Raw genomic sequence first — 21321 nt, 5'->3', positions numbered from 1 at the left:
GTCTATCTACTTCGCGGCAGGATCTCCCCTGCCGCGATGCCGGAGCCCATCATGGAACCCTATAACCCGCCACGCGATCCCTGGCTGCATATCCTGTATCAGGATCAGCACATCATGGTGGTGAACAAACCCAGCGGACTACTCTCCGTTCCTGGCCGCGCCGAAGAACACAGGGACAGCATCATGACCCGCATTCAGGCTGATTTTCCCGCTGCCGAATCCGTCCATCGGCTGGATATGGCAACCAGCGGCGTGATGGTAGTGGCATTGACCAAAGCGGCGGAGCGAGAATTAAAACGTCAGTTTCGTGAGCGGGAACCAAAGAAATCCTATGTCGCCCGCGTCTTTGGACACCTGATGCAGGATGACGGACTGGTGGATCTGCCGCTGATTTGCGACTGGCCGAACCGCCCGAAACAAAAAGTCTGCTTTGAACAGGGTAAACCCGCCCAAACCGACTACACCGTGTTATCCCGTGACCGTGACGGCACCACCCGCGTAAAGCTGATGCCGGTAACTGGTCGCTCGCACCAGTTGCGCGTCCACATGCTGGCGTTGGGGCACCCGATTCTGGGCGATGGGTTTTACGCTCATCCGCAGGCCAAAGCGATGGCGCCTCGTTTGCTGCTACATGCACAGGAACTGGCGATCACCCATCCCGCTTTTAATACGCCGATGCATTTTCGCTGCGAAGCGGATTTCTAGTACCCATGCTACCCATGCGCTAATTCGCTTATTTGGAAACTTTGATTCCAAATAGTGCGTTATTAAGAAATAATTAGCGAAAATATACAGAATAAGAAAAAATAATAAGAAAATCAGCGGGAAAATTTATTAACTTTGAGAAACTCGTAGGCAGCCTGAATATCCTGCGCTTTGCGCTTGGCCATCTCAATCATACGCGGCGACAGGCCCTTACCCATCATTTTGTCCGGATGGTGCTCACTCATTAGCTTGCGATAAGCACGTTTCACCGTAGCGGCGTCATCGCTGCTACGCACCCCCAACGTACGACAGGCGCTCTCAATCGTCGGCCCGCGCGATGATATCGGCGGTCGTTGACCATAAGACTGCCCACCATAGGACTGGTTACGCCGCTGGTAAGATTTATTGCCCTGCCGCGATGATTGTTGGTTATTCTGCCGTGACTGGTAGCTGTTGCCCTGCCTCGACTGGTAACCACTGTTGCTCTGTTTTGACGATTGCTGTTTTGAGGATTGCTGTCTTGAGGATTGATAGTTACCGCGTTCCATGTTGCGCATAAACAACTCGAACTGTTCACGGGTTACTCCCAGTTCATCGGCAAATACATACAGCAACCGCCGTTCATTAGGGTGCAAGGCACCGTCCACAAACGCCACCTGCAACTGAATCTCCAGAAACATCCGGATTAAATCAAAACGGCCAATGCAGGCATCACGCAATTTACGCAACTTGTTGCGCACCGGAAACTGGCTGGCTTTACCTTCACGAAACGCCTTTTGCGCAGCATTGCGCGCCTCACCATGCAACTCCAGCCGGTCCATCATGGTAGTTGCGATGCGGATATCAGACTCCGTCACCCGGCCTTTCGATTTGGTCAGGTGCCCCATCGCCTGGAAAGTCGTCAGGCAGAACAGCGACTGGCGGGTGGATTGCGCGGAAAAAAAGTCGCGCTGACGGGATGCACGGATTCTGTCAAGCAAATGACCCAACAGCAACCCGATTATCAACCCGCCGACACCAGCACTGGACGCAATCCCCAGCACTAGCCCCAGCAACTTTCCCCAATACCGCATATACTCCTCAAATCCCCATGCCGTCGGCCAAAAATTGCTTTATCATACCCGTCATTTATCTTTGCTCCTAACGGCAACGCATAGAAAATGGCGGGGATTTTGCAATGGCACCACGCCGATGGCTAATATAGCCTCTGACCGTTTGCCGGCATGACGCCCTTGACGACGGAACACCAGATACCGCGTATGAAAAAAAGTTTTCCAACTCTGCTGGCCTCATTAATTGGGTCGGCGCTGTACAGCCAGCACGCGCTGGCCGATCTCGCCTCTCAGTGTATGTCGGGCGTTCCCGTATATAATCGTCCGCTGGTGACCGGGGACACCAGCCAATTGCCTGTACACATTAAAGCCGACCAGTCGCAGGGCAACTACCCTGACAGCGCCGTTTTTACCGGCAATGTGAATGTCGAGCAAGGCAACCGTGTACTGACCGCAGATCAGGTGCAATTGCATCAGAAACAGCAAGCTGGTCAGGCTGAACCTATCCGTACCGTCAATGCCATCGGTAACGTGCACTACGATGATAACCAGATCATCCTGAAAGGTCCGCGAGCCTGGTCCAACCTCAACACCAAAGATACCGACGTGGAAGACGGCGACTATCAGATGGTTGGACGCCAGGGTCGAGGCGACGCTGACAAGATGAAACAGCGAGAAAATAATCGCTACACCATTCTGGATCATGGCTCATTTACGTCTTGTTTGCCCGGTGATGATAGCTGGAGCGTAGTCGGTTCGGAAGTGATCCAGGACAGGCAGGAAGAAGTGGCCGAAATCTGGAACGCTCGCTTTCGTATTGCCGGCGTTCCGGTGTTCTACAGCCCTTACATGCAACTGCCTCTTGGCGACAGACGCCGTTCCGGTTTCCTGATCCCCAATGCCAAGTATGGCACCAGTAACGGCTTTGAGTTAATCACGCCTTACTACTGGAACATCGCGCCCAACTACGATGCCACCATCACGCCACACGTACAAACCAGCCGCGGCGTTCAATGGCAAAACGAATTCCGCTATCTGTCGCGCGCCGGTTTAGGTCTGGTCGAATTTGACTGGCTTCCGGACGACAAACAGTACCAAAGTGACGTAACGTCCAGTAAATCGGGTTATGCGCCCGACGAAAACTACACCCGTTGGTTGTTCCACTGGCAACACTTTGGCGTAATGGATCAGGTATGGCGTTTTAGCGCTGACTACACCAAGGTGAGCGATCCAAACTATTTCACTGATCTGGATTCAGTTTACGGCAATACCACCGACGGTTACGCCACGCAAAGATTCAGCCTGGGATACGCCAATCAGAACTGGGACGCCACCGTATCCACCCGCCAGTACCAGATATTCAGTAATATGGCTACCAATGATATCTATCGGGCCTTGCCACAGCTCGATATGAATTACTATCAGAATGATATCGGCCCCTTCGATCTGCACCTTTACGGCCAGGCGGTAAAATTTACCAACGTTAATCCCAACCTGCCTGATGCAACCCGACTGCATTTCGAACCGACACTCTCTATGCCGGTTTCCAACCAGTGGGCCAGCCTGAATACCGAAGCCAAGCTGATGGCGACCCACTATCAGCAGGAAAACCTGGATATCTACAACGCCAGCAATACGAATAATCCGCTAAAAGGCAGCGTCAACCGTGTCATGCCGCAGTTCAAAACCGACGGTAAAATGGTGTTCGAGCGGGATATGGATTGGGCGAAAGGCTATACCCAAACGCTGGAACCACGGATGCAGTACTTGTATGTACCGTACCGCAATCAGTCGGATATTCGCGCCTATGACTCTACCTTGCTGCAGACGGATTATGCCGGCTTATTCCGTGATCGTACCTTCAGCGGCCTGGATCGCATCGCCTCTGCTAATCAGGTATCAAGCGGGGTGACCACCAGGTTATATGATGATGCGCTGGAAGAACGTTTCAACGCCTCTCTGGGGCAGATTTATTACTTTGAACGTCCGCGCACGGGTTCCACTTCAAGCATTGACCGGAACAACGACCGCGGCAGCCTGAGTTGGGCTGGCGATTCTTACTGGAAATTCGCCGACAACTGGGGCATCCGTGGCGGGGCGCAATACGATCAACGCCTTAAGGATTTCACGCTCGGCGACGCCGTGCTGGAATACCGTGGTGGCGGCGAACGACTGTTCCAGTTGAACTACCGTTTCGCCAGTTCGAAATATATTCAGGCTACACTGCCCAACGTGGCCAACCCCGGTTTCCAGCAAGGTATTTCTCAGGTTGGCGCCACTGCCAGTTGGCCGTTGTCTGATCGCTGGGCTATCGTGGGTGCCTACTACTACGACACCAAAGCCAACCAACCAGCCGACCAGTTGATGGGCCTGCAATACAATACCTGCTGTTGGGCGGTGAACGTTGGCTATGAGCGCAAAATAACCAAGTGGAACACCACCAATAATCAAAGCGTTTACGACAACAAGATCGGCTTTAGCTTTGAACTGCGCGGCCTGAGCAGCAATTACAGCCTGGGTACGGAAAAAATGCTGAGAAACGGCATTTTGCCTTACCAGCGTGCGTTCTGATGAGGTCACGCCGGGAACTCTGGCGGCAATAAACGTCTAATAACTGGTAGCGATTAAACATGTAACCCGCTCTGGCGGATAAAATTAACGGGAAAGGTATGAAGAACTGGAGAGCGCTTGTTCTGGGACTGGCACTGAGTGCCAACATGGCGGTTGCGGCCCCGCAGGAGGTCAACAAGATCGCCGCAGTCGTCAACAATAGTGTGGTTCTGGAAAGCGATATCAATAGCCTGCTGCAGTCCGTCAAGATGAACGCACAAGAAGCCGGTCAGCAGTTGCCGGACGACGCCACGCTCCGTCACCAGATTCTGGATCGGTTGATCATGGATAACATTATCCTGCAAATGGCGCAAAAGATGGGCGTTCAGGTCACCGATGAGCAACTGGATCGTTCCATCGCCAATATCGCCGCACAAAATCGCATGAGCGTGGACCAGCTACGCAGCCGTCTGGCGGCTGAAGGCGTCAGCTTTGATACTTACCGCAACCAAATTCGTAAAGACATGATGATTGCCGATGTGCGTAACAGCGAAGTACGTCGTCGCGTCAACGTACTACCGCAGGAAGTGGACTCGCTGGCTCAACAACTTGCCAGCCAGGGAGCAAGCGGCCCTGAAGTTAATCTGAGTCAGATCCTGATCCCGTTGTCGGAAAATCCGACCCAGGATCAGGTTGATAAAGCAGAAAATCTGGCCAATCGTCTGGTAAAAGAAGCCTCTCAGGGTGCCGATTTCGGCAAACTTGCCATCACCTACTCCGCCGACCCGCAAGCATTGAAAGGCGGACAGATGGGCTGGGGTCGTCCGCAGGAATTGCCATCGCTGTTTGCCGAACGTCTGACTAATCCACAGAAAGGCCAGATCGTCGGGCCGATCCGCTCTGGCGTCGGTTTCCATATCCTGCGCGTGAACGATACCCGCGGCGGCGATCAGCCGGTATCGATAACCGAAGTGCACGCTCGTCACATCCTGTTGACGACATCAGTGGTCATGAACGACGCGCAGGCCAAAGCCAAGCTGGAAGAAGTGGCAAACCAAATCAAGAACGGCAAGATCAGTTTCGCTGCCGCCGCCAAACAACTGTCACAGGACCCAGGTTCTGCTAATCAGGGCGGCGACCTGGGTTGGGCATCGCCGGAAATGTATGACCCAGAGTTTCGTGATGCATTAACCAAACTGAAAAAAGGCGAAATCAGCGCACCGGTGCATTCATCATTTGGCTGGCATCTGATTCAATTGCTGGATACCCGTCAGGTAGACAAGACCGACGCCGCTCAGAAAGATCGCGCCTACCGTATGTTGTTTAACCGCAAATTTGCCGAAGAAGCGCAGACCTGGATGCAGGAAAAACGCGCTGCCGCTTACGTGAAAATCCTGAATGGTCAGAACTGATGCCAATTGAAACGCAGGTACAGCGTGTCGTGATCACCCCCGGCGAACCCGCCGGGATTGGTCCCGATCTGGTCGTCGCGCTGGCTCAGCAAGACTGGCCGATAGAGCTGGTAGTGTGCGCTGACGCAGAGCTGCTGTTAAGCCGCGCGCTGGCGCTGAAACTACCGCTGACATTGCGTGAGTACCAGCCGCATCAGGTAGCGCAGCCACAAGCCGCCGGCACGCTGACGCTGTTGCCGGTCACCGCCGACGCCACCGTGGTGCCGGGGCAACTAAACGTAGCGAACAGCCGCTATGTGCTGGATACGCTGACTCGCGCCTGCGACGGCTGCCTGAGGGGGGATTTCGCCGCGCTGATCACCGGGCCGGTGCACAAAGGCATTATCAACGAGTCGGGTATTACCTTTTCCGGTCACACTGAATTTTTCGCCGAGCGCAGCCACTGCCAGCGCGTGGTAATGATGCTGGCGACCGAGGAACTGCGCGTTGCGCTGGCGACGACGCATCTGCCGCTAAAAACAGTATCAGACGCCATCACTCGTGACAGCCTGCACGAAGTCATCACGATTCTGCATCAGGATTTGCAACGCAAGTTCGGCCTCGCTCAACCGGTCATCTACGTCTGCGGCCTGAATCCACACGCTGGCGAAGGCGGCCACATGGGGCGTGAAGAACTGGATGTCATCATCCCGGCACTGGATGAACTGCGCCAGTCAGGCATCCAACTGGTCGGCCCGCTGCCAGCCGACACCTTGTTCCAACCCAAGTATCTCGAACACGCCGATGCCGTACTGGCGATGTATCATGACCAGGGCCTGCCGGTACTGAAATATCAGGGCTTTGGCCGGGCTGTCAACATCACGCTGGGACTGCCGTTTATCCGCACATCCGTCGATCACGGTACCGCGCTGGAGCTTGCCGCCAGCGGCCAGGCCGATCCGGGCAGTTTCCGCACTGCATTGAATCTCGCTCTACATATGATTGCTAACCGTAATGAATAATCGCGTCCATCAAGGCCATTTCGCCCGTAAGCGTTTTGGCCAAAATTTTCTTAACGATCAATTCGTGATCGACAGTATTGTTTCCGCCATCCACCCTAAACCGGGTCAAGCTATGGTGGAAATCGGCCCTGGCCTGGGGGCGCTCACCATCCCGGTCGGCGAACGCATTGATCGCTTTACCGTGGTGGAGTTGGACCGTGACCTGGCCGCCCGGCTGGAGGTCCATCCCTCGCTCAGAGACAAGTTGACCATCATCCAGCAGGACGCCATGACGGTAGACTTTGCCGCACTGTCACAACAGGCGGGACAACCGCTGCGGGTTTTTGGTAACCTGCCGTATAATATTTCGACGCCGCTGATGTTCCACCTGTTCAGCTATACTCAGGCTATTCTCGACATGCACTTCATGTTGCAGAAAGAGGTCGTCAACCGGCTGGTGGCAGGGCCGGACAGCAAGGCTTATGGTCGTTTGAGTGTCATGGCGCAGTATTATTGTCAGGTCATTCCGGTGCTTGAAGTACCACCAACCGCCTTCAAACCGGCCCCTAAAGTGGATTCCGCGGTGGTGCGATTAGTACCTCACATGACATCGCCTTACCCGGTCGTGGATACCCGTATCCTGAGCCGGATTACCACGGAGGCATTTAATCAGCGGCGCAAAACGCTGCGTAACAGTCTGGGCAATCTGTTCACGCCAGAGCAATTAACCGCACTGGAAATTGACCCGAACGCCAGGGCTGAAAACGTGACTATTGCGCAATACTGCCGTCTGGCCGAGTGGCTGACCGCACACCCCACATCGCAGGAATAAGCTGGAGTTGTCGTCATGATGAATGCGCCCAGAGTATGTATACAGGTTCAGAGCTTCTACGTAGAAGCACAGTCTCAGCCAGAAGACGGTCGTTTCGTCTTCGCGTATACCATCACCATCCGCAATCTGGGCCGTCATGAGGTTAAACTGCTCAACCGCTACTGGATGATTACCAACGGCAACGGCAAGCAAACCGAAGTACAGGGCGAAGGCGTCATCGGCCTGCAACCCGTCATTCAGCCGGGTAGCGAATTCCAGTACACCAGCGGCGCTATTCTGGAAACCCCGATGGGTACAATGGAAGGCCATTACCAGATGATTGACCATCAGGGTGAAGCATTTCAGGTCCCTATTCCGGTATTCCGCCTGGCCATCCCCTCACTGATACACTGAAAGATTATGGCTACCTATCTTGTTGGCGACGTTCACGGTTGCGCTGTCGAACTCAAGGCGCTGCTGGCACAAGTCGCCTTTAACCCCGAACATGACTCGCTATGGTTAACCGGCGATCTGGTTGCCCGCGGCCCTGACTCACTGGAAGTGTTACGCTACGTGCGTTCGCTGGGCGATGCGGTGCGCATGGTGCTCGGCAACCACGATTTGCATCTGTTGGCGGTATACGCCGGCATCAGCCGCAATAAACCCAAGGATCGTCTGGACCCGTTGCTATCGGCACCGGATGCGGATGACCTGATCAACTGGCTGCGCCGCCAACCGCTGCTACAGGTGGACGACGAACGCAAACTGGTTATGTCCCATGCCGGCATCACACCGCAGTGGGATCTGGACACCGCCAAAATGTGCGCACGGGAAGTGGAAGCGATCCTCAGCAGTGATAGCTACCCGCTGTTTCTGGATGCGATGTACGGCGACATGCCGAATCACTGGACCCCAGAGCTGAGTGGGCTGGCGCGCTTGCGGTTCAGCACCAACGTCTTTACCCGTATGCGCTACTGCTTTTCTGGCGGCCAGCTCGACATGCTGTGTAAGGAACCCCCCTCGCAGGCACCATCACTGCTGAAACCCTGGTTTGACTTGCCGGGTCCGGTCCCCGCTGAATACGCCATCGCGTTCGGCCATTGGGCATCGCTGGAAGGTAAAGGCACACCAGAAGGCATCTACGCGCTGGATACCGGCTGTTGCTGGGGGGGGGAACTCACCTGTCTGCGCTGGGAAGACCAGCGTTATTTTACCCAGCCATCGCTAATGACGCCGCAAACCGATATAGCTTCCGCTATCTGACGCATCCGGCAGCGGTTGCTGCCGGATATTTCACACCCTATCTCTCAGGTTAATATCTCTCAAGCTCAATGCTGATAGCGTCTCATCGTCACAGATAACATTCCCGCTACCTTTTTCCCTGCCCGAATGGAAGGCGTTTCAATCCATGTGAACATAACTGATGCTATTACGATACTAACGGTAATAGAGAACATAAATATTGTTATTCTCTCAGTGGATGTCGCGGAGTGTGATAAATGGTTTCTAAAAAACACCATTACAGGATAGTGAACGAGATAAAGTGAATAGGAAATATCGCCAATGAAGGTCAGTATTCGACTATATCCTGCCTCACTGTGGTCACCCAATATAATAGCCGAAATCATGATCACCGATGCCAACCAGAAACCACCGCTCAAGCCGAAAACCTGTGGACCAACGATAACAGCGCCTGCTATTGCAATAACGAACACTATTTTCGCCAGTATCCTGCTGTAAAGTAACTTGCTGATTTTGTTCCTGACCATTAATTCTGCCAGCAACATGCCAGTGATGAATTCAAACACAATGGTATTACTTACCAATTTAATCCAGGCCTGCCACCAGTGCATAACAATAACATTCGGCGATACCTGTGATGAAAAATTAAAACTGCCGTTGTAATACAGCTGGAAACCTGTCATGGCAGCCACGAAAACCAGTGTGCAAATGTAGCTGCGATAGCGGTAGCTGATACTCATTGAAACAGCAAAAATGAGGTAGAACATTATTTCGTAGGATAATGTCCATGGAGGACCAAGAGCACTATAACCAAAGGTTGGACCAGGTTGGCTGTAATCCTGTAGACAAAAGTAGAGTGTACAGACCATCTGACTGAAACTTCTTTCAGGATACACGAAAATAAAAGAAAACAGCCAAACGAAAAAAAAGACTGGCCATATGCGAAAGAAGCGTTTAACGATAAATACAAACGGACTGTCAGGTGCATGATAGGTAATGAATGTCATTATAAAGCCGCTAATTATAAAAAAAACATCCACACCAAGTGCGCCAGGAATGTGTTTTGTCCAGTTACCCTCCAGCAGAGAGGAATTATGCGCCACGACGACAAGCAAAGCAGCCAGACCACGCAAATACTGAATTGATGCGATTTTCATATACCGAAGGACCTTGACCTTCAATCACATTGCTTTTGAGTTACAGGTCTTTATAGGTTATTTTGCAACGTATTAGAATAGTAAAAAATAAATACCAGTGACATTGTAATAAAATAAAGCAAATAAGGCATGACGCAATCAACCTGTTTACCACCAACATTTCAGATGCCCTGATAAGCACGTTGGACTATTAATCTTATGAATAAGTTAAACTTCATTCCATTTAGACAATGTTCTTCCTGCAAATAACCCAACTGAAATAGAAAGAGGGTCATGGTGTAATATTTACACATACAGATACATTAAAATAACAAAAGAAAAACCCGCTCGGTGTGAGCGGGTTTGAAGATGGCAAACCAACAGCAATCAGCGACGTTCAAGAATTTCGAAGCAATAGCTGTGGGAGTTTTGCTCATCCGCGTCATGAAACTCGCTGAAGGAGGAAACCCATTGATCCGGCTCGTAATCTGGGAAATGGGTATCGCCTTCCACCTCAGCGTCAATATGGGTCAGATAAAGGCGGCTGGCTTGCGGCAGCATCTGCTGATAAATGCTGCCCCCGCCAATCACCATTACTTCATCCACATCGCCAGCTGCCGACAGCGCCGCTTCCAGCGACGTCGCCCAGGTTACCCGATCATCATCACCTGGTTGGCTGCTCACCACAATATTCAACCGTCCCGGCAATGGCCGCCCGATAGAACGAAATGTGTTGCGCCCCATAATCACGGGCTTGTTGAGTGTATTGCGCTTAAACCACGCCAGATCGGCTGGCAATTGCCACGGCATGGCATTCTCCATCCCGATAACACGATCCACTGCCAGTGCGGCAATCAAACTAATCACCATGGTAAAACCCTACAGGCTACAAAATTGGTGCCACTATACGGAAAGCCTGTTCATGCGTCGATATGCTTACCGAGTCGTCGCCCAATATTTAAGAGAACACCGACCACCTATACACCCGGTCGTTTGCGATAAATCCACACCCCCGGCAACGACAGACCAATAGAGAGCGCACCAACGATAAAGCTGGCTTTGAGAAAATTGGTGATCAGCGTTTGCATCAGCGCTTCGCTATATCCATGCTGGGAAAGCTGTACCACCGAAATCATCGCGGTATAGGCCGAGATACCGGGAAACATCGGAATCACCGCCGCGACGGTAAACACTTTGGGATGCGCCAGAAACCAGCGGGACCAGCGAATACCGATGATACCGACCATGTTCGATGCCACGAAGGTCGCTAATTCGATGGGGATACCAAAGCGAATCATCAGAAACCGCGTACCATGCCCTAATCCACCCAGTAATGCGCAATAAGGCAATGCCTTCATCGGCACGTTAAATACCATAGCGAATCCCAACGCGGGTATCGCAGCCAGCACCATGTCCTGAATCAACGCCCAAATCAGTTCAATTACCATCCGTGCAGCCCCCATACCACCATTGCCGTTACCACACCAATACAGGTGGAGAGTGTCAACAGGCTGGCCATCGTCCAGCGCGCCAGCCCGGTATTAACATGACCTTTGAACATATCCGCCACCGCATTAATCAACGGAAAACCGGGCACCAGCAATAACACGCTGGCCGCCATCGCGACAGGGGAGCTGTGTTCCAGACCGGGCACACGCATCAACAACCCGGATGCCGACGTCGCTACAAAAGCGGTAATACAGAAATTAATCAACGGATTAAGATGCCGCGTGGTCAGAACCTGTCGCACATACATCGCCATACCGCTGGCAATCAGCGTAACCAGAAATGCATCCCAACCGCCGCCATTCAGACGACTAAAACAGCCGCACGATAACGCGACAATCGTCACCATCAGCCAACGCGGATAACGCAACGGTTTGATATGGCTGAAACGTTTTGCTACGCCGTCCACATCCAGCACCTTATGTTCCGCCATGATCACGACATGCTGCACTTCAGTCACGACATGCATATTGATGCCACGATCCACATTTTTACGTGTGGAGGTCAGGCAATGTCCTTGCATGATGGTGGTCAGCACAATCGCGTTAGCCGAAATTGAACTTTCCACACTGTCCACGCCCAGCGCCACACCGAGCCGTGAAGATAGCTGCTCGACCAGCATACTTTCCGCTCCATGCTGTAACAGCAGCAGCGCGCATTGAATACACAAACGGGTGATGTCCCGCTGCTGTGTCGTTTCGTTTACCATGTTACGTTTCCATCCCCTTGCCTGAATACAACCACTATAAGCGTGATTTTTATAAGTTTATTAACATTTCAAATTGATGATTGGTAGTGCGAAAAAATGCCACTGACGGTATTATGCTCACCTTTTTTCGTGGAATCCTTGATTGTCATACGTAATTCATCATGCTTGAAACCTCTTTATTCGTTGCAACCATCGCAGCACTGGGAATGATTTCTCCCGGCCCGGACTTTTTTCTGGTGATCAAAAACGCGGTCCGCTACCCACGACTGGCAGCGATGATGACCACAATGGGCGTTATCGCTGGCGTCGCCACTCATATGGCCTATTGTGTCGCCGGGTTAGCGGTGGTCATCACCACCACGCCCTGGTTGTTCAGCTTGCTGAAATACGTCGGCGCCGCTTATCTGATCTGGTTAGGCATTCAGGCGCTACGCTCACGTGGCGGCAGTCAGTTGGATTTGTCTGGCCTGGTAGCACAACGTATCGGGTTGTGGAAAGCGTTTATGCAAGGCTATCTCTGCAACCTGTTAAACCCGAAAGCGACGTTGTTTTTTCTGGCGGTATTTACCCAGGTGTTGAGCCTGAACTCCAGCCTGGGCGAAAAACTGTGGTACGCCGGGATCATCTGGGGACTGACGCTCATCTGGTGGCCACTGCTGGTTATTCTGATTCAGAGCGAGCCGGTACGTCGCGGTCTGACCAAAGCCCAGAAACTGATCGACAAACTGCTTGGCGGCGTGTTGATCACCCTCGGTATCAAAGTCGCCTTAAGCTAAGCATTCCCCCAAATACAGACGAAAAAAAACCGGCCAGATAACTGACCGGTTTCACGCTTCCCAATAAACCGCACCTGCACTCAGGCGCGGTTTTTTTGTTCCTTAGCCACGAATACGGGTATGCATTTCCTGAACGGAAATCACCTGCTCGGTTGGGTCGGCGTTTAGCGACATCGCCGTAGCAAAACCGCCGTTCATGGTGGTGTCGTAATGCACTTTATATTGCAATGCACTGCGGCGAATCAGTTTGGAGTCTTCAATCGCCTGACGACCCGCCGTGGTGTTGACGATGTAGGTGTACTCGCCATTCTTGATGCGATCCTGAATGTGTGGACGGCCTTCATGCACCTTGTTCACCAGCCGCGGGTTGATACCGGCTTCACCCAGCACCACAGCGGTGCCGTGGGTCGCGTCCAGTTCAAAACCGTGTTTGAGCAGTTTGGCTGCCAAATCCACCACACGCGCTTTATCACCTTCACGCACCGACAGCAATGCACGACCGGTTTTCTTCATCGGCGAATTGCTGCCCAGCATCGCTTTAGCAAAAGCTTCAGCAAAGGTACGGCCCACGCCCATCACTTCGCCGGTAGAACGCATTTCCGGCCCAAGAATGGGGTCTACGCCTGGGAATTTATTGAACGGCAGCACCACTTCCTTGACGGAATAGTACGGCGGGATCACCTCTTCGGTAACCCCCTGCTGGGCCAGCGTTTGCCCGACCATCACGCGGGCCGCCACTTTCGCCAACGGCACGCCAGTCGCCTTGGAGACAAACGGCACAGTACGCGCCGCACGCGGGTTAACCTCAATCAGGTACACTTCGTTGTTTTTCACGGCGAACTGCACATTCATCAGGCCACGCACGGAAAGCTCGAACGCCAGTTTTTCCACTTGTTGACGCATCACGTCCTGAATCTCTTTGCTCAGGGTGTAGGCCGGCAGCGAACAGGCGGAGTCGCCGGAGTGCACGCCAGCCTGCTCAATATGCTCCATGATGCCGCCAATCAGCACGCGCTCGCCGTCGCAGATTGCATCCACATCCACTTCCACGGCATCGTCAAGGAAACGGTCCAGCAGCACTGGCGCATCGTTAGAAACGCTGACCGCAGTCTGGAAGTAACGGCGCAAATCGGCTTCGTCGTAAACGATTTCCATCGCCCGGCCACCCAGCACGTAAGACGGGCGTACCACCAGCGGATAACCGATGCTGACCGCTTTTTCCACCGCCTGCTCGATGGTGCTGACAGTGGCGTTGGCAGGCTGTTTCAGGCCAAGACGATTGACCGCCTGCTGGAAACGCTCACGGTCTTCCGCACGGTCGATGGCATCCGGACTGGTGCCGATCACCGGTACGCCAGCCGCTTCAAGCTGACGCGCCAGCTTCAGCGGAGTCTGTCCGCCGTACTGCACGATAACGCCTTTCGGCTGCTCAATGCGCACGATTTCCAGCACGTCTTCCAGCGTTACCGGCTCAAAGTAGAGACGATCAGAGGTGTCGTAATCGGTGGAGACGGTTTCCGGGTTACAGTTGACCATGATGGTTTCATAACCATCTTCACGCAGCGCCAGCGCCGCGTGCACACAACAATAGTCGAACTCAATGCCCTGGCCGATACGGTTCGGACCGCCGCCCAGCACCATGATTTTATCACGGTCCTGATTCGGGTTAGCCTCGCACTCCTCGTCATAGGTAGAGTACATATAGGCGGTATCGGTAGCGAACTCGGCAGCACACGTGTCAACGCGCTTGTAGACCGGGTGCAGGTTATATTTGTAACGCAACTTGCGAATTTCGCTTTCAGACACGCCAGCCAGCTTCGCCAGACGGGCATCGGCAAAACCTTTGCGTTTCAGCAGACGCAGGAACTCAGGCGTCAGACTATTGGCGCCCTGCTCAACTACCTGCTCTTCCAGACGCACCAGCTCTTCAATTTGCACCAGGAACCAACGGTCAATGTTGGTCAGGTTGAACACGCCGTCAACCGACATCCCGGCACGAAACGCATCGGCCAGATACCAGATACGGTCGCCGCCGGCGTCTTTCAGTTCGCGGCGAATTTTGGTCAGCGCTTGCGGATCGTCAAGATCTACTTTGGGATCGAAACCGGTAGCGCCCACTTCCAGACCACGCAGCGCTTTCTGCAATGATTCCTGTTGGGTGCGGCCAATCGCCATCACTTCACCCACCGACTTCATTTGTGTCGTCAGGCGATCATTGGCGCCGGCGAATTTTTCGAAGTTGAAACGCGGGATCTTGGTAACCACATAGTCGATGGACGGTTCGAACGACGCCGGGGTACGGCCACCGGTAATGTCGTTCATCAGCTCATCGAGCGTATAACCAACCGCCAGTTTGGCAGCGATCTTGGCAATCGGGAAACCAGTTGCTTTAGAAGCCAGCGCCGACGAACGGGACACACGCGGGTTCATTTCGATGACGATCAGGCGACCCGTTTTCGGGTTGACCGCGAACTGCACGTTGGAACCACCGGTTTCTACCCCAATTTCACGCAGTACCGCCATTGAGGCGTTACGCATGATCTGATATTCCTTGTCGGTCAGAGTTTGCGCGGGTGCTACAGTGATGGAGTCACCGGTGTGAATCCCCATGGCATCAAGGTTCTCGATGGAGCAGACGATGATGCAGTTGTCGTTTTTATCCCGCACCACTTCCATTTCATACTCTTTCCAACCGATCAATGATTCATCGATCAGCAGTTCCCTGGTCGGCGACAGATCCAGACCGCGGGTACAAATTTCTTCAAACTCTTCACGGTTGTAAGCGATGCCGCCGCCGGTGCCGCCCATGGTAAAGGAGGGACGGATGATGCAGGGATAACCCACAACCGCCGCCACCGCCAGCGCTTCTTCCATGCTGTGCGCAATGCCGGAACGAGCGGTTTCCAGGCCGATTTTCTTCATCGCAATGTCGAAGCGACGACGATCTTCCGCCTTATCGATGGCATCGGCGGTCGCGCCGATCATGGTCACGCCAAATTCCGCCAGCACCCCCTGCCGTTCCAGCTCCAGCGCGCAGTTCAACGCCGTCTGGCCGCCCATGGTCGGCAGTACCGCATCCGGGCGTTCTTTTTCGATGATCTTACGCACCACTTCCCAGTGGATCGGTTCAATATAGGTGGCGTCGGCCATCTCCGGATCGGTCATGATGGTGGCCGGGTTGGAGTTCACCAGAATCACGCGGTAGCCTTCTTCACGCAGCGCCTTACACGCCTGAGCGCCGGAGTAGTCAAACTCGCACGCCTGACCGATCACAATCGGACCAGCACCGAGAATCAGGATACTTTTTATGTCTGTACGTTTTGGCATTTTTCGCTCCAGCGAACCCGTTTACTCACCGCCGCGCCGGCGTTTTCGCCCTGTTCTTTTATCGCAGCGTGACTAAACGGATTCTGATTATTTGGTATGACTACGGTAAGACTCAATCAGCTCGATGAAATGATCGAACAACGGCGCGGCATCATGCGGACCGGGGCTGGCTTCAGGGTGCCCCTGGAAGCTGAACGCCGCTTTATCGGTGCGGTGAATACCCTGCAGCGAACCGTCGAACAGCGATTTATGCGTTGCGCGCAACGTGGCAGGCAGCGACGTCTCATCTACCGCAAACCCGTGGTTTTGTGCGGTGATCATCACCCGATTGCCGTCCAGATCTTTCACCGGATGGTTGCCGCCGTGATGACCGAATTTCATCTTGACGGTTTTCGCGCCGCTGGCCAGCGCCAGCAACTGGTGGCCCAGACAAATGCCGAACACCGGAATCTCAGTTTCCAGGAAGGCTTTGATCGCCTTGATGGCATAATCGCACGGCTCCGGGTCGCCAGGACCATTGGAGAGGAAAATGCCATCCGGATTGAGTTTCAGCACGTCTTCCGCGGGGGTTTGCGCCGGGACCACCGTCAGGCGGCAGCCGCGATCCACCAGCATACGCAGGATATTGCGCTTCACGCCATAATCATACGCCACCACGTGGTACGGCAGTTCACTCTCTTCTTTCGCCGACGGTAGTTCACCTTCCAGCGTCCAACTGCCTTGTAGCCAGCTATAGCTGGAACGGGTGGTGACTTCTTTTGCCAGATCCATACCTTTCAGGCCGGGGAAAGCTTTGGCTTTTTCCTGCGCCAGCGCCGCATCCACCACATCACCCGCGATGATGCAGCCGTTCTGCGCGCCTTTTTCACGCAGCAACCGCGTCAGTTTGCGGGTGTCGATATCGGCAATCGCCACAATGTTGTTGCGTTTAAGGTAATCAGACAGGCTTTCTTCACTGCGGTAGTTGCTGGCAATCAGGGGTAAATCACGAATAACCAGGCCCTGAGCATGAACGGCGGGGGATTCTTCATCGGCTTTATTGGCGCCGACATTACCAATGTGGGGATAAGTAAGAGTGACAATCTGGCGGGAATAGGAAGGGTCTGTGAGGATTTCTTGATAACCGGTCATTGACGTATTGAAAACGACTTCCCCCACTGCCGTTCCCTCTGCCCCAATGGCCCGACCGTGGAATTGGGTTCCGTCTTCCAGAACCAATAGCGCTGACTTAATCAAAACACCCTCCAAGGAATAAAGAATCACTTTATTTGCATATTAATTCAGATTTGATGGACTAAATCAATGCAAAAACCACCCGTAAGGCAAATTTTTGGCAAATTGCGCGCATTTTAATGATGCCCCTGACCGTTGTCTAGCCAAACCGGATTTTTTTTACTATTTTATGGCTTCAGGAAGTAATACATCGCCACATCCGTAAAAACACACATCAACTTGGAAAAGTAAACGGTTGCCAGCAACGATGAATGAAAGAATGATTAAAATCCCGCCAAAATCGCCACCCTGAATCATAAATAGCCGACAGACGACGGATAAAAAGAAAGATAACAATGAAAAATACAAAACACAGACCAATACACCAACCAAGTCATCATTTATCAAACAAAAAAATGGCGCCATTTTTAGCGCCATTAAAATCAAATAATTAATAAAAAAACAGACATCTACATATTATAAATCATCAAGCCCAAGCACATCTTTCATATCGAAAAGACCATGATTATGAGAACTTAGCCACAATGCAGATCTAACAGCACCATTTGCGAACGTCATCCGACTGGAAGCCTTGTGCGTTATCTCTATGCGCTCACCGACATCTGCAAACATCGCCGTGTGCTCACCAACGATATCGCCGGCTCGAATAGTGGCAAAACCGATGCTTTTTGGCTCACGTTCACCGGTATAGCCTTCACGTGCATAAACCGCACATTCTTTCAAATCACGCCCCAGCGCCCCGGCAATCGCCTCGCCCATCGCCAGAGCCGTGCCCGACGGCGCATCCACTTTATGGCGGTGGTGCGCTTCTATGATTTCAATGTCCGTGTAATCGCCCATCACTTTAGCCGCTTTTTCCAGCAACTTGAGCAGCACATTCACACCAACGCTAAAGTTAGCGGCAAACACAATCCCAATGTCGGCTGCGGCCTGCTGAATCGCCGCCTTGCCTGCATCGTCAAAACCGGTGGTGCCGATCACCATCCCTTTGCCGTGCTGGCGACAAAACGCGAGGTGACTGAGCGTACCTTCTGGACGGGTAAAATCGATAAACACATCGAAATCGTTCACCACCGCCTCAAGACTGCTCTGTACGGTGACATTCGTTTTCCCTGCCCCGGCCAACTCGCCCGCGTCACTCCCCAGCAGGGACGAACCTTCACGTTCCAACGCCGCACCCAGTACTACGCCTTCCATCTGCAACGCAGCCTGAATCAACTGCCGCCCCATGCGGCCACCCGCTCCCGCGATAGCGACGCGGATTTGTGCATCACGCATATTTATACTCTTTATCTGTTGATGAATGAGAAAAGGCTCTCAGGTTAACCAGCCCGGCCAGGGGCTGCCAGCCTAAAACCCCCATAATTAGAAATTTACGACAAAACCGTGGGGATATCAGTAAAAGCTATCGTTTAGCCAGAATAACCAGACCGCTGCACGAGGTTAGCCACGGTTGTCTGGTAATATTAGCGACACCATAGAAACCTAAGGTGCTAATGCCAGCACCTGCGCCACCCAGTCGCGGAAACCCGCTACATCCAGCGCTAACGCCACCTGAGCGTTAGCCGGTCGATTCAGGCGATGCTGGAGATCCACCACCGTTGTGCCTGCGGTGTATTCACCCTGAGTCTCCACCGCAACAAAGCAGTGTTTGAGGGTAAACAATGCCGGTTTCACCAGATAAGCAATCGCGCACAGATCATGCATACGTAAACCGGTCGCCATACTGCCGCTACGGTAGTGGCTGAATAACGCATGTAACATGGCGCCGGTGCGGTTTAGCTCCGGTAATGTGACCAGATAATCCGGCGTCAGCACCGCGTTATTGGTCACATCCAGACCGCACATCACGATATCGATTCCACTTTCAAATACGCGCTTCGCCGCTTCCGGGTCAATCGCCATATTGAATTCCGCATTCGGTGTAAAGTTACCGCGCCCGGATGAACCGCCCATCATCACCAGGCGTTTAATCTGTTTTTTACACTGCGGATAGAGCGTCAGCAGCAAGGCGATATTGGTGAGCGGCCCGATGGTCACCAGGGTGACTGGTTCAGGACTACGGCTAAGGCAGTCATGCATGGCCTGCACGGCGGTTTTTTCCAGCGCGACACGATCATGCGCCACAAAATCATAACCTTCCATCCCCGATTCACCGTGAACGCAGGCAGCATCACGCAACGCACGCACCAATGGCGTTGCCGCGCCTTGCGCAACCGGCACCGTCGCTCCCCAAAAATGCAGCAGTTGCAGTGCATTGCGGGTGGTTTTTTCCACCGCCACATTTCCCGCCACCGTGGTGATGAGCTTCAGTTCCAGTTCGGGGGAAAACAAGGCGGCGGCGATAGCCACCGCATCGTCAATACCTGGGTCGGTATCCAGAATAATCGGAACTCGGTTCATGCGTTTTCTCCAAAAAAATGCCAGACGATTTTCATCGTCTGGCATCTTCTCATCACGATAAGACGGAGGTGTTATTCCACCTCACGAATGTCCACACGCAGTTCTTTCGGCACTTCAAACACGATGTTCTCTTCACGCCCCAGCATCTCCATGGCGACCTGTCCACCCATGCTTTGCAGGCGTTTAATCACCTGCTGAACCAGTACATCCGGCGCGGAAGCACCTGCGGTAACCCCGACACACGCTACATTTTTCAGCCACGTTTCCTGAATATCATCAGCAGAATCAATCAGGTAAGAAGGTTTACCGACACGCTGCGCCAGCTCAGCCAGGCGATTGGAATTGGACGAATTTTTTGAGCCGACCACCAGCACCACATTGGCCTCTGCCGCCAGATTCCGTACCGCTTCCTGACGATTGGTAGTGGCGTAGCAAATATCATCCTTACGCGGCCCGATAATCTGCGGGAAACGCGCTCGCAGCGCATCTATCACTGCCGACGTATCATCCACCGACAAAGTAGTCTGAGTCATGAAACAGAGATTAGCTTCGTCTTTTACCTGCAGCGACCAGACATCATCGGGGTCTTCCACCAGATACATACCGCCGTCCGGATTATTGTACTGCCCCATGGTGCCTTCCACTTCGGGATGCCCGGCATGGCCGATCAAAATCGCTTCCGTTCCCTTGCGGCTGGCACGCGCCACTTCCATATGCACCTTAGTCACCAGCGGACAGGTAGCATCGAACACCGTCAGTTCCCGGCTTTTGGCCTCCGCTCGTACCGCCTGCGATACACCGTGGGCAGAAAAAATCAGAATAGCGCCATCCGGTACGTCTTCGATTTGTTCGATAAAGATAGCACCACGTTCGCGCAATCCATCCACCACATAACGGTTATGCACCACTTCATGACGAACATAAATCGGCGCGCCATACACTTCCAGCGCTCGCTCGACAATACTGATGGCGCGATCAACACCAGCACAGAATCCACGAGGGTTAGCCAGCAGGATTTTCATGCGTTGCCTCCGTCAGAAGGGGGACGAATCTCCAGTACTTCCACATCAAACGTGATGGTGTGCCCGGCCAACGGGTGGTTGAAATCCACCGTCACCGACTCCTCTGCCACCTCGCGGATGATGCCCGGCATGTCGTTGCCGGCCAAACCGCTGAACAACATGATAGTGCCCACTTCAGGCACCCCGGTTTGCACAAAATCTCGACGCAAAAAGAACTGGATCAGATCCGGATTTGACGGGCCGAAGGCAGACTCCGGCGGCAGGCTGAACTGACGCCGATCACCAACCCGCAAGCCTAGCAACTGCGTCTCCAGTGCCGCCGACAGGCTGCCATCCCCCAACCGGAACATCGCCGGCTTACCGCTTTCACGGGTGGCCTCTGCCACTGACCCGTCTTCCAGCATCAGCGTAAAATGCACCAACACTTCACTGCCGTTTGTCACGAATTCCGCCATGC

At 53.3% G+C, this 21321-nt stretch carries 20 protein-coding genes; 8 read left to right on the top strand and 12 right to left on the bottom strand.

What is annotated here, in order from left to right:
* The first annotated feature begins 51 nt into the window (after window positions 1-51).
* Window positions 52-705: a bifunctional tRNA pseudouridine(32) synthase/23S rRNA pseudouridine(746) synthase RluA gene (gene rluA, locus Dpoa569_RS02945; protein ID WP_042872825.1), complete on the top strand. Its 654-nt coding sequence runs from the start codon at window positions 52-54 to the stop codon at window positions 703-705.
* A gap of 113 nt (window positions 706-818) precedes the next feature.
* Here rluA and djlA read toward each other — a convergent pair whose 3' ends face one another.
* Window positions 819-1778, bottom strand: a complete 960-nt coding sequence (gene djlA, locus Dpoa569_RS02940) for a co-chaperone DjlA (protein ID WP_042872828.1) — start codon at window positions 1776-1778, stop codon at window positions 819-821.
* 150 nt (window positions 1779-1928) lie between these two features.
* Between djlA and lptD the strand changes: the two genes are divergently transcribed.
* From lptD to apaH, 6 genes are all read left to right on the top strand, one after another.
* On the top strand, window positions 1929-4328 hold the full coding sequence (gene lptD / locus Dpoa569_RS02935) for an LPS assembly protein LptD (RefSeq protein WP_128569787.1): 2400 nt from the start codon (window positions 1929-1931) through the stop codon (window positions 4326-4328).
* Window positions 4329-4426: 98 nt separating this feature from the next.
* Window positions 4427-5719 carry a peptidylprolyl isomerase SurA gene (gene surA, locus Dpoa569_RS02930; protein WP_042872833.1) on the top strand — a complete coding sequence of 431 codons (1293 nt, stop codon included), beginning with the start codon at window positions 4427-4429 and terminating at the stop codon, window positions 5717-5719.
* Window positions 5719-6720 carry a 4-hydroxythreonine-4-phosphate dehydrogenase PdxA gene (pdxA, locus tag Dpoa569_RS02925; RefSeq protein ID WP_042872835.1) on the top strand — a complete coding sequence of 334 codons (1002 nt, stop codon included), beginning with the start codon at window positions 5719-5721 and terminating at the stop codon, window positions 6718-6720. Before surA ends, pdxA begins: the two co-directional genes overlap by 1 nt.
* Entirely contained in the window at window positions 6713-7531 is an 819-nt protein-coding gene (gene rsmA, locus Dpoa569_RS02920; RefSeq protein ID WP_042872837.1) for a 16S rRNA (adenine(1518)-N(6)/adenine(1519)-N(6))-dimethyltransferase RsmA, read from the top strand. The genes pdxA and rsmA overlap by 8 nt, the downstream gene beginning before the upstream one ends.
* A gap of 15 nt (window positions 7532-7546) precedes the next feature.
* Entirely contained in the window at window positions 7547-7924 is a 378-nt protein-coding gene (gene apaG, locus Dpoa569_RS02915; RefSeq protein ID WP_042872839.1) for a Co2+/Mg2+ efflux protein ApaG, read from the top strand.
* 6 nt (window positions 7925-7930) lie between these two features.
* Window positions 7931-8773 carry a bis(5'-nucleosyl)-tetraphosphatase (symmetrical) ApaH gene (gene apaH / locus Dpoa569_RS02910; RefSeq protein WP_042872841.1) on the top strand — a complete coding sequence of 281 codons (843 nt, stop codon included), beginning with the start codon at window positions 7931-7933 and terminating at the stop codon, window positions 8771-8773.
* A 65-nt stretch (window positions 8774-8838) separates the two neighbouring features.
* On the opposite strand, the gene Dpoa569_RS02905 is transcribed toward apaH, so the two are convergent.
* From Dpoa569_RS02905 to Dpoa569_RS02890, 4 genes are all read right to left on the bottom strand, one after another.
* Window positions 8839-9909 (bottom strand): acyltransferase family protein, encoded by a 1071-nt coding sequence (locus Dpoa569_RS02905; RefSeq protein WP_146411034.1) that lies wholly within the window; start codon window positions 9907-9909, stop codon window positions 8839-8841.
* A gap of 366 nt (window positions 9910-10275) precedes the next feature.
* Entirely contained in the window at window positions 10276-10755 is a 480-nt protein-coding gene (gene folA, locus Dpoa569_RS02900) for a type 3 dihydrofolate reductase (protein WP_173024014.1), read from the bottom strand.
* Window positions 10756-10865: 110 nt separating this feature from the next.
* On the bottom strand, window positions 10866-11336 hold the full coding sequence (locus Dpoa569_RS02895; RefSeq protein ID WP_042872846.1) for a threonine/serine exporter: 471 nt from the start codon (window positions 11334-11336) through the stop codon (window positions 10866-10868).
* Window positions 11330-12103 (bottom strand): threonine/serine exporter family protein, encoded by a 774-nt coding sequence (locus Dpoa569_RS02890; RefSeq protein ID WP_042872848.1) that lies wholly within the window; start codon window positions 12101-12103, stop codon window positions 11330-11332. Before Dpoa569_RS02890 ends, Dpoa569_RS02895 begins: the two co-directional genes overlap by 7 nt.
* A gap of 161 nt (window positions 12104-12264) precedes the next feature.
* On the opposite strand from Dpoa569_RS02890, the gene Dpoa569_RS02885 reads away from it, so the two are divergent.
* Complete coding sequence (locus Dpoa569_RS02885) at window positions 12265-12879, top strand: LysE family translocator (protein WP_146411031.1); 615 nt, start codon at window positions 12265-12267, stop codon at window positions 12877-12879.
* Between the two features lie 102 nt (window positions 12880-12981).
* Here Dpoa569_RS02885 and carB read toward each other — a convergent pair whose 3' ends face one another.
* The 7 genes from carB to fkpB form a co-directional block, all read right to left on the bottom strand.
* Window positions 12982-16206, bottom strand: coding sequence for a carbamoyl-phosphate synthase large subunit (gene carB / locus Dpoa569_RS02880; protein ID WP_042872851.1), 3225 nt, complete (start codon window positions 16204-16206; stop codon window positions 12982-12984).
* Between the two features lie 87 nt (window positions 16207-16293).
* The gene (gene carA, locus Dpoa569_RS02875; RefSeq protein WP_042874083.1) at window positions 16294-17442 is read right to left on the bottom strand and encodes a glutamine-hydrolyzing carbamoyl-phosphate synthase small subunit; all 1149 of its coding nucleotides are present in this window, start codon (window positions 17440-17442) and stop codon (window positions 16294-16296) included.
* A 159-nt stretch (window positions 17443-17601) separates the two neighbouring features.
* The gene (locus Dpoa569_RS02870) at window positions 17602-17844 is read right to left on the bottom strand and encodes a hypothetical protein (RefSeq protein WP_128569788.1); all 243 of its coding nucleotides are present in this window, start codon (window positions 17842-17844) and stop codon (window positions 17602-17604) included.
* A 51-nt stretch (window positions 17845-17895) separates the two neighbouring features.
* On the bottom strand, window positions 17896-18717 hold the full coding sequence (gene dapB / locus Dpoa569_RS02865) for a 4-hydroxy-tetrahydrodipicolinate reductase (RefSeq protein WP_042872853.1): 822 nt from the start codon (window positions 18715-18717) through the stop codon (window positions 17896-17898).
* Between the two features lie 207 nt (window positions 18718-18924).
* Window positions 18925-19842, bottom strand: a complete 918-nt coding sequence (rihC, locus tag Dpoa569_RS02860) for a ribonucleoside hydrolase RihC (protein WP_042874085.1) — start codon at window positions 19840-19842, stop codon at window positions 18925-18927.
* Between the two features lie 71 nt (window positions 19843-19913).
* A complete protein-coding gene (ispH, locus tag Dpoa569_RS02855; RefSeq protein WP_042872854.1) occupies window positions 19914-20864 on the bottom strand; it encodes a 4-hydroxy-3-methylbut-2-enyl diphosphate reductase in 951 nt (316 codons plus the stop codon).
* Window positions 20861-21319, bottom strand: a complete 459-nt coding sequence (gene fkpB, locus Dpoa569_RS02850) for an FKBP-type peptidyl-prolyl cis-trans isomerase (RefSeq protein ID WP_042872856.1) — start codon at window positions 21317-21319, stop codon at window positions 20861-20863. Before fkpB ends, ispH begins: the two co-directional genes overlap by 4 nt.
* Window positions 21320-21321 lie beyond the last annotated feature (2 nt).

Origin of the sequence: Dickeya poaceiphila, from assembly GCF_007858975.2 — a bacterium.
GTDB classification, from domain to species: Bacteria; Pseudomonadota; Gammaproteobacteria; order Enterobacterales; family Enterobacteriaceae; genus Dickeya; species Dickeya poaceiphila.
This window is presented reverse-complemented; position numbering and strand designations above follow the sequence as displayed.

Excerpts from the sequence above, each read along its gene's own strand:
- fkpB (WP_042872856.1), bottom strand. The coding sequence starts at position 21,319 with ATGGCGGAATTCGTGACAAACGGCAGTGAAGTGTTGGTGCATTTTACG.
- lptD (WP_128569787.1), top strand. The coding sequence starts at position 1,929 with ATGACGCCCTTGACGACGGAACACCAGATACCGCGTATGAAAAAAAGT.
- carB (WP_042872851.1), bottom strand. The coding sequence starts at position 16,206 with ATGCCAAAACGTACAGACATAAAAAGTATCCTGATTCTCGGTGCTGGT.
- dapB (WP_042872853.1), bottom strand. The coding sequence starts at position 18,717 with ATGCGTGATGCACAAATCCGCGTCGCTATCGCGGGAGCGGGTGGCCGC.
- pdxA (WP_042872835.1), top strand. The coding sequence starts at position 5,719 with ATGCCAATTGAAACGCAGGTACAGCGTGTCGTGATCACCCCCGGCGAA.
- Dpoa569_RS02890 (WP_042872848.1), bottom strand. The coding sequence starts at position 12,103 with ATGGTAAACGAAACGACACAGCAGCGGGACATCACCCGTTTGTGTATT.
- apaH (WP_042872841.1), top strand. The coding sequence starts at position 7,931 with ATGGCTACCTATCTTGTTGGCGACGTTCACGGTTGCGCTGTCGAACTC.
- Dpoa569_RS02870 (WP_128569788.1), bottom strand. The coding sequence starts at position 17,844 with ATGGCGCCATTTTTTTGTTTGATAAATGATGACTTGGTTGGTGTATTG.
- rluA (WP_042872825.1), top strand. The coding sequence starts at position 52 with ATGGAACCCTATAACCCGCCACGCGATCCCTGGCTGCATATCCTGTAT.
- Dpoa569_RS02895 (WP_042872846.1), bottom strand. The coding sequence starts at position 11,336 with ATGGTAATTGAACTGATTTGGGCGTTGATTCAGGACATGGTGCTGGCT.
- rsmA (WP_042872837.1), top strand. The coding sequence starts at position 6,713 with ATGAATAATCGCGTCCATCAAGGCCATTTCGCCCGTAAGCGTTTTGGC.
- Dpoa569_RS02885 (WP_146411031.1), top strand. The coding sequence starts at position 12,265 with ATGCTTGAAACCTCTTTATTCGTTGCAACCATCGCAGCACTGGGAATG.
- rihC (WP_042874085.1), bottom strand. The coding sequence starts at position 19,842 with ATGAACCGAGTTCCGATTATTCTGGATACCGACCCAGGTATTGACGAT.
- Dpoa569_RS02905 (WP_146411034.1), bottom strand. The coding sequence starts at position 9,909 with ATGAAAATCGCATCAATTCAGTATTTGCGTGGTCTGGCTGCTTTGCTT.
- apaG (WP_042872839.1), top strand. The coding sequence starts at position 7,547 with ATGATGAATGCGCCCAGAGTATGTATACAGGTTCAGAGCTTCTACGTA.
- djlA (WP_042872828.1), bottom strand. The coding sequence starts at position 1,778 with ATGCGGTATTGGGGAAAGTTGCTGGGGCTAGTGCTGGGGATTGCGTCC.
- surA (WP_042872833.1), top strand. The coding sequence starts at position 4,427 with ATGAAGAACTGGAGAGCGCTTGTTCTGGGACTGGCACTGAGTGCCAAC.
- ispH (WP_042872854.1), bottom strand. The coding sequence starts at position 20,864 with ATGAAAATCCTGCTGGCTAACCCTCGTGGATTCTGTGCTGGTGTTGAT.